The 15,423-nt window shown below is 72.9% G+C and carries 16 protein-coding genes; 8 read left to right on the plus strand and 8 right to left on the minus strand.

Annotation, left to right across the window (positions count from 1 at the left end; translation table 11 throughout):
• The first annotated feature begins 28 nt into the window (after positions 1–28).
• Positions 29–1,510, plus strand: coding sequence for a protein adenylyltransferase SelO family protein (locus tag ACWGPF_RS16485; RefSeq protein ID WP_452333820.1), 1,482 nt, complete (start codon positions 29–31; stop codon positions 1,508–1,510).
• 13 nt (positions 1,511–1,523) lie between these two features.
• On the opposite strand, the gene ACWGPF_RS16490 is transcribed toward ACWGPF_RS16485, so the two are convergent.
• From ACWGPF_RS16490 to ACWGPF_RS16500, 3 genes are read right to left on the minus strand one after another with little or no spacing between them, the layout of a single operon-like run.
• Entirely contained in the window at positions 1,524–2,207 is a 684-nt protein-coding gene (locus ACWGPF_RS16490) for a DNA alkylation repair protein (protein WP_452333821.1), read from the minus strand.
• Positions 2,204–3,370, minus strand: a complete 1,167-nt coding sequence (locus tag ACWGPF_RS16495; protein WP_452333822.1) for an aminotransferase class I/II-fold pyridoxal phosphate-dependent enzyme — start codon at positions 3,368–3,370, stop codon at positions 2,204–2,206. The genes ACWGPF_RS16490 and ACWGPF_RS16495 overlap by 4 nt, the downstream gene beginning before the upstream one ends.
• Positions 3,371–3,374: 4 nt before the next feature.
• Positions 3,375–4,145, minus strand: coding sequence for an isocitrate lyase/PEP mutase family protein (locus ACWGPF_RS16500; RefSeq protein WP_452333823.1), 771 nt, complete (start codon positions 4,143–4,145; stop codon positions 3,375–3,377).
• Positions 4,146–4,268: 123 nt separating this feature from the next.
• Here ACWGPF_RS16500 and ACWGPF_RS16505 point away from each other — a divergent pair, with 123 nt between their 5' ends.
• Positions 4,269–4,835, plus strand: coding sequence for a LemA family protein (locus ACWGPF_RS16505; RefSeq protein ID WP_452333824.1), 567 nt, complete (start codon positions 4,269–4,271; stop codon positions 4,833–4,835).
• Positions 4,836–4,874: 39 nt separating this feature from the next.
• On the opposite strand, the gene ACWGPF_RS16510 is transcribed toward ACWGPF_RS16505, so the two are convergent.
• On the minus strand, positions 4,875–5,792 hold the full coding sequence (locus ACWGPF_RS16510) for a hypothetical protein (RefSeq protein WP_452333825.1): 918 nt from the start codon (positions 5,790–5,792) through the stop codon (positions 4,875–4,877).
• Positions 5,793–5,812: 20 nt separating this feature from the next.
• On the minus strand, positions 5,813–7,081 hold the full coding sequence (locus ACWGPF_RS16515) for a winged helix-turn-helix domain-containing protein (RefSeq protein WP_452333826.1): 1,269 nt from the start codon (positions 7,079–7,081) through the stop codon (positions 5,813–5,815).
• Positions 7,082–7,155: 74 nt separating this feature from the next.
• On the opposite strand from ACWGPF_RS16515, the gene ACWGPF_RS16520 reads away from it, so the two are divergent.
• Complete coding sequence (locus tag ACWGPF_RS16520; protein ID WP_452333827.1) at positions 7,156–8,385, plus strand: AI-2E family transporter; 1,230 nt, start codon at positions 7,156–7,158, stop codon at positions 8,383–8,385.
• Complete coding sequence (ilvA, locus tag ACWGPF_RS16525) at positions 8,382–9,635, plus strand: threonine ammonia-lyase (protein WP_452333828.1); 1,254 nt, start codon at positions 8,382–8,384, stop codon at positions 9,633–9,635. The genes ACWGPF_RS16520 and ilvA overlap by 4 nt, the downstream gene beginning before the upstream one ends.
• A 70-nt stretch (positions 9,636–9,705) precedes the next feature.
• Here the strand turns inward: ilvA and greA are convergent, their stop codons facing one another.
• Together greA and ACWGPF_RS16535 are read right to left on the minus strand one after the other, a co-directional pair.
• On the minus strand, positions 9,706–10,194 hold the full coding sequence (gene greA, locus ACWGPF_RS16530) for a transcription elongation factor GreA (protein ID WP_345436404.1): 489 nt from the start codon (positions 10,192–10,194) through the stop codon (positions 9,706–9,708).
• Between the two features lie 97 nt (positions 10,195–10,291).
• Positions 10,292–10,684, minus strand: coding sequence for a DUF4307 domain-containing protein (locus tag ACWGPF_RS16535; protein WP_452333829.1), 393 nt, complete (start codon positions 10,682–10,684; stop codon positions 10,292–10,294).
• Between the two features lie 101 nt (positions 10,685–10,785).
• On the opposite strand from ACWGPF_RS16535, the gene ACWGPF_RS16540 reads away from it, so the two are divergent.
• Positions 10,786–11,082: a hypothetical protein gene (locus ACWGPF_RS16540; RefSeq protein ID WP_452333830.1), complete on the plus strand. Its 297-nt coding sequence runs from the start codon at positions 10,786–10,788 to the stop codon at positions 11,080–11,082.
• Here the strand turns inward: ACWGPF_RS16540 and trhA are convergent.
• Entirely contained in the window at positions 11,066–11,803 is a 738-nt protein-coding gene (gene trhA, locus ACWGPF_RS16545; protein ID WP_452333831.1) for a PAQR family membrane homeostasis protein TrhA, read from the minus strand. The genes ACWGPF_RS16540 and trhA overlap by 17 nt on opposite strands.
• 23 nt (positions 11,804–11,826) lie before the next feature.
• Here trhA and ACWGPF_RS16550 point away from each other — a divergent pair, with 23 nt between their 5' ends.
• The 3 genes from ACWGPF_RS16550 to ACWGPF_RS16560 all read left to right on the plus strand — a co-directional run bounded on the left by ACWGPF_RS16550 (position 11,827) and on the right by ACWGPF_RS16560 (position 15,379).
• Entirely contained in the window at positions 11,827–12,654 is an 828-nt protein-coding gene (locus ACWGPF_RS16550) for an isoprenyl transferase (RefSeq protein ID WP_452333832.1), read from the plus strand.
• A 43-nt stretch (positions 12,655–12,697) separates the two neighbouring features.
• Positions 12,698–13,831, plus strand: a complete 1,134-nt coding sequence (locus ACWGPF_RS16555; protein WP_452333833.1) for an aminotransferase class V-fold PLP-dependent enzyme — start codon at positions 12,698–12,700, stop codon at positions 13,829–13,831.
• Positions 13,832–14,014: 183 nt separating this feature from the next.
• Complete coding sequence (locus tag ACWGPF_RS16560) at positions 14,015–15,379, plus strand: PhoH family protein (protein ID WP_452333834.1); 1,365 nt, start codon at positions 14,015–14,017, stop codon at positions 15,377–15,379.
• The last annotated feature ends 44 nt before the right edge of the window (positions 15,380–15,423 follow it).

Below are 15,423 nucleotides of genomic sequence, written 5' to 3' on the forward strand. Positions count from 1 at the left end.
CGTCCGCGCGCCGCCTACGATGACGACCATGCCGACGCCGCATCCTCTCGCCGCCCCCGCCGTCCACGGCCTCGAGCGCGAGTGGGCGCGCCGCTTCCCCGAGCTGTCGCGTCCGGCGGCGCCCGCGCGGACGCCCGCGCCCCGGGTGCTCGCCCTCGACGCGGACCTCGCCGCCGATCTCGGGCTCGACCCCGCCTCGCTGCGCGCGGAGGAGGGCGTGCGATTCCTCACGGGAGAAGCGGCACCCGCCGACGCGCCGCCCGTCGCGCAGGTGTACGCCGGCCACCAGTGGGGCGTGTTCCGTCCGCTGCTGGGGGACGGCCGTGCCGCGCTGCTGGGGGAGCGGCGCACCGCGGGCGACGGACGCCTGCGCGAGATCCATCTGAAGGGGATCGGCCCCACGTCGATGTCCCGCGTGGACGGGTACGCCACGGTCGGCCCGATGCTGCGCGAGTTCGCCCTGTCCGCGTCGATGCACGCCCTCGGCGTCCCGACGACGCGCGCGCTCGCGGTCGTCGCGACCGGGGCGCCCCGACGTCTCGACGGCGTCGAGCTGCCGGGCGCCGTGCTCGCGCGCACGGCGTCGAGCCATGTGCGCTTCGGGTCGTTCGAGTACGTGCGCGCTCAGGGCGACCGCGCCCTCCTCGCCCGGCTGGCGGATCACGTCATCGAGCGGAGCCATCCGTCCGCCGCGGATGCGCGCCATCCGCACCGTGCTCTGCTGGAGGCCGTGGTCGATTCGACGGCGGCGCTGACGGCCGCGTGGATGAGCCTCGGGTTCGTGCACGGCGTGCTGAGCACCGACAACGTGCTCGTCTCCGCGGAGACGATCGACTACGGCCCGTGCGCGTTCCTCGACGCATACGAGCCCGCTGCGTGGTTCAGCTCGATCGACCGCGACGGCCGCTACGCCTACGAGCGGCAGCCGTCGATCATGCGCTGGAACCTCGAGCGCCTCGGGGTCGCGATCGCGCCGCTGCTCGCGGCGGGGGAGGACGAGGGGGAGGGCGCGGCCGCCGAGATCGTCGAGGGCTTCGACGCCCGCTACCGATCCCACCGCGATGTCGCGTTCCGGGCAAAGCTCGGGCTCGACGACCGGGCCGACGGGGCGGTCGCGGGCGCGCTCGCCGACGCGGCGCTCGCCCTGCTCGACGAGCACGGAGTCGACTTCACCGGCTTCTGGCGCGATCTCGCGGCGGCGGCGGATGGCGATGAGCGCGCGGTGCGGGCCCGCTTCCTCGGGCCCGTGCCCGCCCTCGATGCGTGGTTCGCCGCGTGGCGCGCGCAGGGGCCCCGCGCGGACCGCATCCGAGCGGCGAACCCCGTGCACATCCCGCGGAACCATCTCGTGGAGGAGGCGCTCGATGCCGCGGTCGGCGGCGATCTCGGGCCGTTCGACGCGCTGCTCGAGGTCCTGCGCCATCCCTTCGACGAGCGCGGCGCAGACAGGAGGTACGCTCTGCCCGCGCCCGCCGACTCGCCGAGGCACCGCACGTTCTGCGGCACCTGACGCGGCGGGAGCCTCAGCCCTCCGCGCGGCGCACCATCTCCGCGATCCAGGCGGGGGCGTACGGAGACGTGCAGTTCGGGGGCGTGGGGTAGTCCTTCAGCACCTCGAGGCGCTCCCCGATCGCGATCGCGCGCGCCCGCAGCGCGGGGGTGCGGATGCCGATCTCGGCGAGAGTCTGGTTCATGGCCCACTGCAGGCGCTCGGGGGCGTTCTTCATGTCGGCTTCCACGAGGTCCAGAAGACGCGCGAGGTCCAGGCCGTCCGGCCGCTTCCGCACCCGCTCGGTCGTGAGGTCCCATCCGGCCGCGGCCACGACGGGATCGGCGTCGTCGAACCAGGCGCGGCGCAGCTGCTCCGCGTGCGGGCTCTTCTTCACGACGTAGGCGACCAGCCAGTCCTGCACCTTGCGCGCCCGGGAGGCGCGAAGCATCTCGTCGAGCTGGTCGGCGGAGAACAGCCGGGGGCGCGCGACGAGGAGCGCGACGAGGCGGGCGGGCGTCTCCCCGGTGGACCACAGCGCGAGGGCGAGCTCGTGATCGGCACCGACGCGCTTGGCGACCGCGCGGAGCCTCGTGAGGTTGACGCCGTGGTCGTCGCCGTGCCGTTCGTTGACGGCGCGCATGCGCGGGTCCTCGAGGGCGGCGAGCTCGTCGCGGATGGCGTCGACGGCCGTCCCGAGGTCGGAGGTGTCGCTCATGGCACCAGCGTACGCAGACGCGCGAGCCCCTCGCGGATGTCGTCGCGGGATGCCGTGTACGACAGGCGCACGTGCGAGCGGGCGGTCGCGGGGCCGAAGTCGAGACCGGGCGTGAGCGACACGTGCGCCTCCTCGAGTGCTCGCCGGCAGAACTCGTCCGCGTCCATCCCCGTCGACGTGACGTCGGCGTAGACGTAGAACGCGCCGTCGGGCTCGACCGGGACCGCGAGCCCCAGCTCGGCGAGCCCGGCGAGCGCGATGCCCCGGCGGGCCCGCAGCTCGAGCCGCCGTTCCTCGCATTCCGCGAGCGTGGCGGGGGAGAAGCACGCCCGCGCGGCGATCTGCGCCGGCGTCGACGCGCACAGGAAGTAGTTCATGGCGAGCCGCTCCACGGGCGCGACGAGCGCGGGCGGCAGCACGGCCCAGCCGAGCCGCCACCCGGTCATCCCGAAGTACTTCGAGAAGCTCGACACGACGATGGCGTCGGGGTCGCGTGCGAGCACGGTCGCGGGGCGTCGACCGTCGGCCCCCTCGTCGGCCAGGTCGAGGTAGATCTCGTCGACGAGACGCCAGGCGCCGCGGTCACGGGCGAGGCGGCAGATCGCGTCGAGCTCGGCGGGACGGATGGTCGTGCCGGTGGGGTTCGCGGGCGTCGCGATCATGACGGCGCGCGTGTGCGGTGTCCAGGCCGCATCGAGCGAGGCCGCGTCGGGCTGCCAGCGGTGCGCGGCGTCGGCGGGCACCGTGACGGCGCGGGCGCCGAACGTCTCGATCAGCTGCCGGTTGCAGGGGTAGGAGGGGTCGGCGAGCAGGACGTCGTCGCCCTCGTCGGCGATCGCGGCGAGCACGACGAGGAGGGCCGCGGAGGCGCCCGAGGTGACGGCGATGCGCGCGGGGTCGATGTCGACACCGTGCCGGTCGCGGTAGAACCGCGCGATGTCGGCGCGGAGGGCGGGGAGCCCGAGGGCGGGCGTGTAGGGGAGCGGACGGCCGTCCATGGCGTCGCGCAGGGCGGCGCGGACCGCCTCCGGTGCGCCGAAGTCCGGCTCGCCGAGCCCGAGGCGGATGACACGGCGGCCATCCGCCTCGAGCTCCGCCGCGCGCGCGCCGAACGCCATGGCGTGGAACGGCTCCACGCGCTCGGCGCGTCGCGACAGCCTCATGCGCTCAGTTGAGGGCCGGCGTGTCCTGCGGGATCACGCCGGTGCCGTACAGGTCGGTGGCGAGGTCGCGGAGGGCCCGCAGCGCGACGCGCTGCGTGAGCGGTCCGTACGAGATGCGGGCGACGCCCAGCTCCTGGTACTCCGCCGCGGTGAGGGCGCCGGGCAGGCCGATGACGCTCACCTTGCGCTCGCCGATCCCCTCCACGAGCCGCGAGACCGTGTCGCGGTCGAGGGCGCCCGGCACGAACACGAGGCTCGCGCCGGCGTCGAGGAAGGCGCGTCCGCGATCGATCGCATCGTCGACGCTCGCGGAGAGCGGACGGTCGCCGCCGCGCACGATGGCGTCGGTGCGGGCGTTGAGCTGGAAGGCGACGCCCTCGGCCTCGGCGGCGCGCATGATGGCGGCGACCTTCGCGACCGACTCGTCGAACGGCGCGAGCCGGTCCTCGACGTTGGCGCCCACGGCGCCCGCGCCGATGGCCCGGCGCACCGCGTCCGCCGCGTCGTCGTAGCCCGCGTCGAGGTCGGCGGACACCGGCAGGTCGACGGCCTCGACGATGCGCGCGATGGCGGCGATGTTCACCTCGAGCGGCATGGCGCCGTCGGCATACCCGTGGGAGGCCGCGATCGAGTGGCCGGCGGTCGCGATCGCGCGTGTGCCGGGGAGATCGCCCACGGTGCGGGCGCTGACGGCGTCCCACACGTTCACGACGCGGAGGATCTCGGGTGCTTCGTGCAGCGACTGGAGGGCGAGGGCCCTGTCCTGGATGGTCATGCCTCGACGGTACCGAGATTCGGCGGGCGCAGGGCGCATCGTCTGCGGATGCGCAGGCGGCGCACGGCGAGGGCGTCTCGGCGATGTCTAGGATGGACGCAGAAATCCAAGGGGGGTTCCGTCGTGGAATGGTTGATTCCCGTCCTCGTCGTCGTGGCGATCGTCGTCATCGCGGCCATCTACCTGTGGGCGACGTACAACTCGCTCGTGCAGCTCAACGTGCGCGTCGACGAGGCGTGGAGCGGCATCACGGTGCAGCTCAAGCGCCGCGCCGATCTCATCCCGAACCTCATCGAGGCCGTCAAGGGATACGCCGCGCATGAGAAGGCGGTGTTCGAGAACGTCACGCGGGCGCGCGCCGAGACGCTGAGCGCCACCGGCCCCGCCGACGCCGGCATCGCCGAGAACCACATCCAGCAGGCGCTCAAGAGCCTCTTCGCGGTCGCGGAGTCGTATCCGCAGCTGCAGGCGAGCCAGAACTTCCTGCAGCTGCAGCACAGCATCGTCGACACCGAGGACAAGATCCAGGCGTCACGGCGCTTCTACAACGGCGGCGTGCGCGAGCTCAACACGAAGATCGCGGTGTTCCCGAACAATCTGTTCGCCTCGAGCCTCGGGTTCGCGCAGCGCGAGTTCTTCGAGGTCGACGGCGGCGCGGCCATCGCGGAGCCGCCGCGCGTGCAGTTCTGAACCGTCGGCCGAGCCGCCGCGACGACGAGGGCCTCCCGCTCAGAAGACGCTGAGCAGGAGGCCTTCGTCGTCCACCGAGACCGCGCCGCGCACGCTCCACGAGTCCGAGCGGTACGAGAACGTCGCCTCCGAGCCGTCGGCGCGCAGGCCCGTCGCGGTGGCCGTGACGCTGCCGCCCTCCGCCGCGAAGGTCCCGGCGTCGAGGTCGACCACGGGCGACGGCAGCGCCTCGGCCTGGAAGGAGATCTCGTCGAGCTCCGCGAGGTCGGCGGGCCAGGGGACGACCATCCCGCAGCCGACCGGAACCTCGGCGGCGGTCGCGAGGCAGTCGTCGATGTACGCCGCGAGCTGCTCCTCGGCCTGCGTGCGCGCCTCCTCCGTGAACGCCGGGTCGAGCGCCGCGTCCGCCTCTCCGGCGGGGGCGACGGCGACGTCGGCTCCGCCGTCGAGATAGGCGGCGGGCCAGGCCGAGACGGGGTACACGCCCGGCAGGAGGTCGATCTGCGCGGCGCCGCCCTCGAGGGAGATCGGCTGATCGGCGACCTCGACGAGCTCCCCGCGCGACGACGTCACCGACAGCGTGCCGAGCGGCGCCTCCGCGACGCGCCAGCCGTCGTCGGTCCTGACGAGCGGGAACGACAGCTCGATCGGCTCGTCGCCCAGGCTCGCGGACACCTCGGCGCGAGCCGTGTCGTCGTCCTCCGTCGTGACGGCCTCGTCGGCGAGCGTCAGGTGCTCGGCGCCGGAGAACGCGGTCCACGCCTCCTCCGAGACGGATCCCGGATCCTGCAGGAGAGCGCGGGCGGCGTCCGCGTCGCCCGTCGCGAGCGCATCGGCGAACCGCGCCGCGACGTCCTGCGCACCGGCCGGCCGGCTCGCGGTCCAGAATCCGACGACGATCATGCCGATCACGACGGCGGCGATGAGCGCGAGCACGGGGATCAGGGGACGTTTCATGCGGGCCTCCTCCCGACACCCTAGTCAGCGCCGGCAGGGAGAACCCGGGGATGGTCGTGACGCGGCGCGTCGAGCGCGGCGGCGAGGTCGTCGGCGGCGTCGCCCCACCGCGACACCGTCGTCGTCTCGAGCCCCTGCCATCGCCCGGCGTCGCGCAGGGCCGCTGCCGCCCTCTCGGCGTCGGCTCCTCCGCCCGCGCCCGCCTCCCACCACGCCGACTGCACGCGCAGGGTCGACGCGGCTCGGTCGGCCTTGAGGTCGATGCGTCCGGCGATGCGGTCGTCCACGAGCAGAGGCAGCGAGTAGTAGCCGAAGCGCCGCCTGTCGGCCGGGGTGTAGATCTCGATGCGGTAGTCGAAGCCGAACAGCCGTTCCGCGCGCTCGCGGAACCAGACCACGGGATCGAACGGCGTCAGCACCGTCGCCCTGTCGATGCGGCGGGGGAGCGCCGCATCGCGATGCCGCCATGCGGCGAGGGCCCGCCCGCCGCGCTCCCATCCCGCGACGCGCACGGGGACGAGCTCGCCGGCGTCGACGAGGTCGTCGACGGCGGCCAGCACGGCGCGGCGGTCGCGGATGCGATGGTAGTCGGCGAGATCGGAGGCCGTGGCGACCCCGCTCGCGCGCGCGGCGCGTCGCACGAGTTCTCGGATCGCGTCGGCGCGCGGGACGGCGCGGTCGAGAACGGCAGGCGGGAGCACGTGCGCCGCGAGAGCGTACCGCCGCTCGAACCCGGTTCTCCCCGCGATGGCGACCTCGCCGAAGCGCCACATCATCTCGAGGGCGCGCTTGACGTCGTCCCATCCCCACCATGGCCCACGGGCCGCCTGCACATCGCGCTCGATCTCCGCGGGGCGGAGCGGACCCCGGTCGGCGAGCTCGGTGCGCACCCAGTCGAGCGTCGCGCCGTTCTCCGCGTACCAGCTCCCGGGAGCGCTGTGCCGGTCGCGCATGTCGTCCATGCGGAACCGCCACAGCGCCCAGTCGTCGCGCGGCACGAAGGTCGCCTCGTGCGCGAGGTACTCCACGTACTCGGGAGTCGAGCTGCGCGTGCGCGGGCGCAGCACGAGCCCGTCGAGGACGGCGGGGTCGTACGGCCCCAGCCGCGAGAGGAGCGGCATGTAGTGGCTGCGCGCGAACACGTTCACGGAGTCGATCTGGAGCACGGCCATCCGCGCGAGCTCTGCGCGCACGCGGCGCGCGGTCACCGCCTCGGGACGGGGCCGACCGAACCCCTGCGCGGCGAGCGCGATGCGCCGCGCCTCGGCGGCGGAGAGGGAATCCTTCACGCCGCCACGCTACCGACGGCCGCCGACATGCTTCACGCCCACAGCGGAATACGCCGGGGATTAGGATGACGAGGATGAGCGACGCCACGTCCCGACACGGTCGCAAGGGCCTGCTCCGCCGCGCGCGCTCCGCCGCGCAGCCGGAGCCCGCGCCTCGCCCGTCGCCGTCCCCCGACGAGGTCCCGCCCGGCCTGCGCGTCGCGACCGCCTACGGATGGCGGTTCCTCGTCCTCGCGGGCGTCGTCGCCGTGATCGTCTGGCTCGTCATCGAGTTCAAGCTGCTCGTCATCCCGATCTTCGTCGCCACCCTCCTCACGGCGCTCGTCTACCCCGGCTTCTCCTGGATGCTCCGGCACCGCGTGCCGCGGGTCGTCGCCGTCATCGTCAGCGTGCTGGGGACGATCGCCGTCGTCGCCGGACTCATCTGGCTCGTCGTGTGGCAGATCTCGCAGCAGGCGGACGAGGTGCGCGACCGCATGGCCGGCTCCGTCACCCAGGTGCGCTCGTTCCTCCTCGACTCGGGTGTCGTCACGGCGCAGCAGATCGACGAGTTCTTCGCGGGATCGTTCTCGCTGGTGCAGGAGCAGGCCGACCTCCTCCTCAACGGCGCGCTCGCCGTCGGCACGACCGTGGGGCACTTCGCGACCGGCCTGCTGCTGTCGCTCTTCGTCCTCCTGTGCTTCCTCTTCGACGGCGCCGGCATCTGGCGCTGGACGGTCCGGCTGTTCCCGCGCGCCGCGCGCCCCGCCGCCGACGCCGCGGCGCGCAACGGCTGGACGACCCTCATCAACTACGCGCGCACGCAGATCATCGTCGCCACCATCGACGCCGTCGGCATCGGCCTGGGGGCGTTCCTGCTCGGCGTGCCGCTCGCCATCCCCATCGCCGTCATGGTGTTCCTGGGGGCGTTCGTGCCGTTCGTGGGCGCCATCGTCACGGGCGCGCTCGCCGTCGTCATCGCCCTCGCCTACAACGGCCTCTGGATCGGCGTCGCCATGCTGGCCGTCGTGCTGCTCGTGCAGCAGATCGAGAGCCACATCCTGCAGCCGCTCCTCATGGGGTCGGCGGTGAAGGTGCACCCCCTCGCGGTGGTGCTCGTCGTCGCGGGCGGATCGATGGTGGGCGGCATCGCGGGCGCCCTCTTCGCCGTCCCCGTGGCGGCGTTCGTCAACGTCGTCGCCGTCACCCTGAGCAGCGGCTCGTGGCGCACGGGGTCGGAGGTCCACGGAGACCTCATCTGGAGCACGGTCCCCAAGACCCTCGGACGCGCCGAGGACGACGAGGACGGGAAGGCACGATCATGACCCTGTCGGATGCGCATCCGCGCGGCACCGCACCCGCGCTGGAGGAGTTCGAGGAGGCCGCGCGGGGGCTCGCGGGGGTCGTCGAGCACACCCCCACCGAGTACTCGCAGCACCTCAGCGACCTCCTGGGCGTCCCCGTCCACCTCAAGCTCGAGAACCTGCAGCGCACGGGCTCGTTCAAGGTGCGCGGCGCGACCCATCGCCTGTCGCGGCTCAGCGCGCAGGAGCGGGCTCGCGGCGTCGTCGCGGCCTCGGCGGGGAACCACGCCCAGGGCGTCGCGCTCGCCGCGCAGCAGCTCGGCATCCCGGCCACCATCTACATGCCGCTCGGCGTCCCCGTGCCGAAGCTCCTCGCGACGAAGGGCTACGGCGCCGAGGTCGTCCTCGAGGGTGCGACGGTCGACGTCGGCCTGCGGCGCGCGGCCGAGCACGCCGAGCGCACGGGCGCCGTGCTCATCCACCCCTTCGACCACCGCGACATCATCGTGGGGCAGGGCACCCTGGGCCTCGAGATCCTCGACGACATCGAGGGCGTCGAGACGATCCTCCTCGGCATCGGCGGCGGCGGCCTCATCGCCGGCGTCGCCGCCGCCGCGAAGGCGAAGGCCGCGGCCGAGGGGCGGCGGATCCGCGTCATCGGCGTCCAGTCGGAGAACGCGGCGCCGTTCCCCGTGTCGCTCGCCGCGGGCGAGCCCGTGACGATCGAGACGAAGCCGACGATCGCCGACGGCATCCTCGTGTCTCGGCCGGGCGACGAGACATTCGCGCTCATCCGCGACCTCGTCGACGAGGTCGTGACGGTCACGGACGACGACATCGCGCGCGCGCTGCTCGTGCTGCTCGAACGCGCCAAGGTCGTCGTCGAGCCGGCGGGAGCCGTCGGCGTGGCGGCCATCCTCGCCGGGAAGGTGACATCGGCCGGGCCCACCGTCGCCGTGCTCTCGGGCGGCAACATCGACCCGCTCCTGCTCCAGCGCGTCGTCGCGCACGGTCTCGCGGCATCCGGACGCTACATGACCATCCGCGTCCCGCTGCCGGATCGCCCCGGCCAGCTCGCGCGGGTGTCGGAGCTGCTCGCGGAGGCGGGGGCGAACGTGATCGAGGTGCTCCACACCCGGCACGGCCAGGGGCTGCAGATCAGCGAGGTGATCCTGCAGATCTCCGTCGAGACCCGCGGCGAGGAGCACAAGCGCCTCACCCTGCAGATCCTCCGCGACGCCGGCTTCCGCCCCGAGATCCTTCCGGAGTGAGCGCAGACGACGACGGCCGCCCCCGCCTTCACAGGCTGATCGGGGCGGCCGTCGTCGTCTGCGTCGGACGTCAGCCCGTGAAGGTCTCCACCTTCACGATCTCGACGGGCACCGACTTGCCGTTGGGTGCCTGATACGACGTCTTGTCGCCCTCGGCGAGCCCGATGATCGCGGCGCCGAGCGGGCTCCGCTCGCTGTACACGTCGAGGTCGGTGCCGCCGGCGATCTCGCGGCTGCCGAGGAGGAAGCGCTCCTCGTCGCCGAAGACGATCGCCGTGACGACGGTGCCCGGCTCCACGACGCCGTTCGACTCGGGGGCCACGCCCACCTTGGCGTCCTTGAGGAGCGCCTGCAGCTGGCGGATGCGCGCCTCCTGCTTGCCCTGCTCGTCCTTGGCCGCGTGGTAGCCGCCGTTCTCGCGGAGGTCGCCCTCCTCGCGGGCGGCCTCGATGCGCTTCGCGATCTCCTCGCGGCCCGTCGTCGAGAGGTGCTCGAGCTCGGCGGCCAGGCGGTCGTACGCCTCCTGGGTCAGGAACGGGACCTGGGTGTCATCGGACACGGTCTGTCTCCTTCGTGCATGCGCGGCGCAGACGGCCGGCATATGTGACGACGCCCCGGCGAGCCGCCGGGGCGTCGAATGGACTTGAGGGTCGATCCTACGGAATCCAGCAGGACTTGACAATTCCGGTCGTCGCCTCGGCGACCGTCGGGACGGTCTCCGTGTACGACGCCGAGACGGCCTGCGCCGGGGGCAGCTCGACGATCCGCCATCCCACGACGCCGAACTCCTCGTCGAGCGCCTCGAGCGCGCACACGACGGGCGCGTCCGATGCCGACGTCACCTGGAACGTCACCTCGACCTCATGGTCGCCGTGCACCGCGAAGCCCGTGTCGTCGTAGTCGACCGACCCCGCGGCGTCGGCCATGGTCGACCAGGCGAACCACGCCAGGACGGCGGCAGCGATGACGCCGCCGACGATCCACGCGACGCGGGTCGATCCGCGCCGGGTGCGCCCGTAGCGGTCGTCGAGACGCTGCTGGATCGTCACGTCGTCGTCCTCTCAGGCGTCCGAACTAGGCTGATCACTCCAGGCTAGCCGCCTTTCCCGACGCTCTCGTCCGAGAGCCGCGTCCCTCCGAGGAGTCTTCGATGCCCGCTCTCGCCGTGCTCGCCGCCGCCACCCCGAGCCCGGTCCCGACCGTCGACCCCGACCTCGTCACGCCGGGCCCGCTCGGGTTCCTCACGATCGCGCTGCTCGTCGTCGTCGTCTTCCTGCTCGTCGCCGACATGCTCCGGCGGGTGCGCCGCGCGAAGTACCGCGAGGAGGCGAACGCCGTCCTCGATGCGGAGGAGGCGGCCGCGGCGGAGGCTCGCGCCGATGTCCCGGAGGGCGAGCGCGCGGACGACGCGGACGGCGGCGACGGCGCGGCTACGCCGGGCCGTTGAACGCGGGCCGGAGCGCGATGAGGAGCGCTCCCGTCCAGTGGCACAGGAACGCCAGCACGGTGCACACGTGGAAGATCTCGTGGAAGCCGAAGTGGCCGGGCCACGGGTTCGGGCGCTTCAGGGCGTACACGACGGCGCCGCCCGTGTAGAGCAGACCGCCGACGATGACGAGCACCATCATGGCGGCGCTCGCCTGGAACAGGTCGCCGAGGTACATCACGGCCGCCCATCCGAGGAGGAGGTAGAGCGCGACGTACAGCCACCGCGGCGCGCCGATCCAGAACACGCGGAAGAGGATGCCCAGCACCGCGCCGCTCCAGACGAGGACGAGCAGGAGTGTGCCCTTCTCCGGCGGGAGCGCCAGCACCCCGATGGGCGTGTAGGTGCCCGCGATCAGAAGCAGGATGTTGGCGTGGTCGATGCGCTTGAGGAGGAGCTTGGTCCGGGGCTTCCAGTCGAAGCGGTGGTAGACGGCCGAGTTGCCGAACAGCAGCAGCGACGACGCCATGAACACGGCGGACGCCCACTTGGCGGGCGCCCCCTGCGCGAGGCAGATGAGCACGATGCCCGCCGCGACGGCGACGGGGAAGGTGCCGGCATGGATCCATCCCCGCCAGGTCGGTCGGATCTCGACGTGCGCGTCGTGCTGCGCGGCGTCCATGAGCGGCAGCTGGGGCACTCCGTCGGGCGTCTGGGCGGGAGCGTCCTCGGGGTCGGTCATCCTCCGACAGTACGCGCCCGCGCATGCCGTCAACGGCACGCGGCGCCTCGGAGTACGCTCTGAGGGTGATCAGCGAGAGGTCTGCGGCGGGGAGAGGACCCCTCTACCGGCTCTACATCTCTCGCCTTCGGCGGCAGATCGACGCCGAGAAGGTGCCGCACCACGTCGCCATGATGATCGACGGCAACCGCCGCTGGGCGCGGCAGCTCGGCTTCGAGACGCCCGCGCACGGCCACCGCGCCGGCGCCGCCAAGATGCGCGAGTTCCTGGAGTGGTGCGACGAGATCGGCGTGGAGGTGGCCTCCCTCTACCTGCTGTCGCACGACAACCTCCGCAAGCGCGACAGCCGCGAGCTGCAGGACCTCATCGAAATCATCGCCGGTCTCGCCGGCCAGCTCTCGCGGCGGCGCGACTGGCGGGTGAAGCACGTGGGCCGTCTCGACGGGCTCCCCGACTTCCTCGTCGCCGCCATCCGCGACGCCGAGGAGCGCACGGCGGGGAACACGGGCCTCCATGTCAACCTCGCGATCGGCTACGGCGGGCGCCACGAGATCGTGGACGCCGTGCGCAGCATCATCCGCGTGCACGGGGCGGAGGGCGGGACGCTCGAGGATCTCGCCGCCCGGCTCACGCCGGAGGAGATCGCCGAGCACCTGTACACGGGCGGTCAGAAGGATCCCGACCTCGTCATCCGCACGAGCGGGGAGCAGCGGCTCAGCGACTTCCTGCTGTGGCAGAGCGCGCACAGCGAGTTCTACTTCCTCGAGGCGCTGGGCCCGGACCTGCGCGAGGTCGACTTCCTCCGTGCGATCCGCGACTTCGGATCGCGGGACCGGCGATTCGGCCGCTGACCGGCCAGGCCCGGTCGGAGCGCGCCTCTGCGAGAATGTACGGGTGAGCCCGATCGAAGACTTCTCCGCCACGTTCGCCGTCGAACCGGGGTATCTCGACTGGGCGGCGTTCGGACCGCTGGCCCCGAGCGTGCGCGAGGAGGCCGTCGCCGACCTCGAGCTGCTCGGCGCGGGCCGCGAGCGCGGCATCGGCCTCGTCGCCGGGCGCGTGGGAGAGGCACGCGAGCTCGTCGCCTCGCTGCTCGGGCTCGACCTCGCCGGCGTCGCCCTGCAGCCGTCGACGACGCACGGCATCGCGCAGGCCGTGTACGGCGTGTCGGGCGGGATCGTCGCCTCGCCGCGCGAGTTCCCCACCATCCCCGTGACGATCGTGCGCGCGGCGTCGGCGCGCGGCAGGGTCGTGCCGCAGTGGATCGACCCGGCGGAGCCGTTCGCCACGCCGCAGGCGATCGCCGCCGCTCTCGACGAGACGACGAGCGCCGTCGCCGTCAGCCTCGTCGACTTCCGCACGGGGTACCGCGCCGATCTCGCGGCGATCCGCGAGGTGATCGGCGAGGACCGCCTCCTCATCGTGGATGCTACCCAGGCGTTCGGGGTCGTCGACGTCGACTGGACGCCCGCCGACGTCGTCGCGGGCCACGGGTACAAATGGCTGCGCGCGGGGCGCGGCACGGGCTTCGCCTGGTACGGGCACCGTGCCAGGGTCGCGCTCGACCCCGTGCTCTCCGGGACGACGGGAACCGACCTCGACGACCTCCCGTTCGACGTCGTGCCCGCGCCGGCTCCCGCGCCCGACGGACGTGCGTTCACCGTGTCGCGGCCCGACCCGCTCGCCGCCGCGCGCCTCGCGTCCGCCCTCGGGGACGTCCAGCGCACGGGCGTCGACGTCATCGAGGCGGCGATCGCGGAGCGCGCGGAGCGCGTGATCGGGATCGCCGACGCGCACGGCATCGACGTCGTCACGCCGCGCGACCCGGCGCGCCGTGCCGGCATCGTCTCGCTCGACCCCGGCCAGCGCCACGTCGCGGCGCTCGGAGCGGCCCTCGCGAATGCGGGCGTCACCGTGACGGCGCGCACGGGGCTCGTGCGCATATCGGTGCATGCGGGGACGGACGACGAGTCGCTGCGGATGCTCGACGACGCCTGCGCCACGTTCGTGCAGACGCGGGTCGGCTGACGCCGCGGTTGTTCACGCGTTCGTCACATTCCGCCCGCGTGTCGGGATGGCGCGATCGGGACATGCGGCCGTAGCTTCGGATCACCGGGCAAGGCGCCCGGTCGGGTCGGCCGTCAGGACCACGACTCGTGACCCAGGTCGACTCGAAGGAGCCGGGCGGACGCCCGGGGTCGGGAGTGCGACATGGCCGGCACGACAGACGCGAGCACGGGCACCGTCAGGAGCACGACGAGGCGATCGGCGGCACGGAAGGCGCAGGATCTGCGCACCTACGTGCTCGACACCTCGGTTCTCCTGAGCGATCCGCGAGCCTTCTTCCGCTTCGCCGAGCACAGCGTGGTCATCCCCGTCGTGGTGATCACGGAGCTCGAGGGCAAGCGCCACGACCCCGAGCTCGGCTACTTCGCCCGCGCGGCTCTGCGACACCTCGACGAGCTCCGCGTCGAGCACGGCCGGCTCGATTTCCCGGTCCCCGTGGGGGATGGCGGCACCCTCCGTGTCGAGCTCAACAACACCGATCCGACGGTGCTGCCGAGCGGCATGCGCCTCGCCGACAACGACAGCCGCATCCTCGCGGTCGCCGCGCATCTCGCGCAGGACGGCCAGAGCGTCACGATCATCTCCAAGGACCTGCCCATGCGCGTCAAGGCGGCGTCGCTGGGCCTCACGGCCGAGGAGTACCTCGCCGAGCAGGCGGTCGACTCCGGCTGGACGGGGATCTCGACGCTGCAGCTGTCGGGCGACGACATGGCCGACCTGTACGAGACGGAGGTCGCCGTCCACGCCGACGCCGTCGGCCTCCCCATCAACACGGGTCTCGTCATCCAGTCGGAGCGCGGGTCGGCGCTCGGGCGCGTGACGGGCGAGGGCGAGCTGCGGCTCGTCCGCGGCGACCGCGACGTGTTCGGCTTGCACGGGCGCTCCGCCGAGCAGCGCATCGCGATCGACCTGCTGCTCGATCCGTCCGTCGGCATCGTGTCGCTGGGCGGACGCGCGGGAACGGGCAAGTCGGCGCTCGCGCTCTGCGCCGGGCTGGAGTCGGTCCTCGAACGCCAGCACCAGAAGAAGGTGATCGTCTTCCGGCCGCTCTTCGCGGTGGGAGGTCAGGAGCTCGGCTACCTGCCCGGAGACCAGGCGGAGAAGATGAACCCGTGGGGCCAGGCCGTCTTCGACACGCTGGGGTCGGTGGTGTCGCAGAACGTCCTGGACGAGGTCGTCGAGCGGGGGCTCCTCGAGGTGATGCCGCTCACGCACATCCGAGGACGGTCGCTGCACGACGCCTTCGTGATCGTCGACGAGGCGCAGTCGCTCGAGCGCAACGTGCTGCTCACCGTGCTGAGCCGGATGGGCCAGAACTCCCGCGTCGTCCTCACGCACGACGTGGGGCAGCGCGACAACCTCCGCGTCGGCCGCCACGACGGCATCGCGAGCGTGATCGAGACGCTCAAGGGGCACGACCTCTTCGGCCACGTGACCCTGACGCGCAGCGAGCGCTCCGCGATCGCGGCGCTCGTGACCGACCTGCTGGAGGTCGGGGAGCTGTCCTGACGGCACGGCGATCCGCTCGGCGGCGGCGGGGCCCAACCGCCCCC

Source organism: Microbacterium sp. NPDC055683, assembly GCF_053617895.1.

Coding starts and splice junctions, on each gene's coding strand:
- ACWGPF_RS16485 (WP_452333820.1), top strand. CDS start 29: ATGCCGACGCCGCATCCTCTCGCCGCCCCCGCCGTCCACGGCCTCGAG.
- ACWGPF_RS16490 (WP_452333821.1), bottom strand. CDS start 2,207: ATGAGCGACACCTCCGACCTCGGGACGGCCGTCGACGCCATCCGCGAC.
- ACWGPF_RS16495 (WP_452333822.1), bottom strand. CDS start 3,370: ATGAGGCTGTCGCGACGCGCCGAGCGCGTGGAGCCGTTCCACGCCATG.
- ACWGPF_RS16500 (WP_452333823.1), bottom strand. CDS start 4,145: ATGACCATCCAGGACAGGGCCCTCGCCCTCCAGTCGCTGCACGAAGCA.
- ACWGPF_RS16510 (WP_452333825.1), bottom strand. CDS start 5,792: ATGAAACGTCCCCTGATCCCCGTGCTCGCGCTCATCGCCGCCGTCGTG.
- ACWGPF_RS16520 (WP_452333827.1), top strand. CDS start 7,156: ATGAGCGACGCCACGTCCCGACACGGTCGCAAGGGCCTGCTCCGCCGC.
- ilvA (WP_452333828.1), top strand. CDS start 8,382: ATGACCCTGTCGGATGCGCATCCGCGCGGCACCGCACCCGCGCTGGAG.
- ACWGPF_RS16540 (WP_452333830.1), top strand. CDS start 10,786: ATGCCCGCTCTCGCCGTGCTCGCCGCCGCCACCCCGAGCCCGGTCCCG.
- trhA (WP_452333831.1), bottom strand. CDS start 11,803: ATGACCGACCCCGAGGACGCTCCCGCCCAGACGCCCGACGGAGTGCCC.
- ACWGPF_RS16550 (WP_452333832.1), top strand. CDS start 11,827: ATGCCGTCAACGGCACGCGGCGCCTCGGAGTACGCTCTGAGGGTGATC.
- ACWGPF_RS16560 (WP_452333834.1), top strand. CDS start 14,015: ATGGCCGGCACGACAGACGCGAGCACGGGCACCGTCAGGAGCACGACG.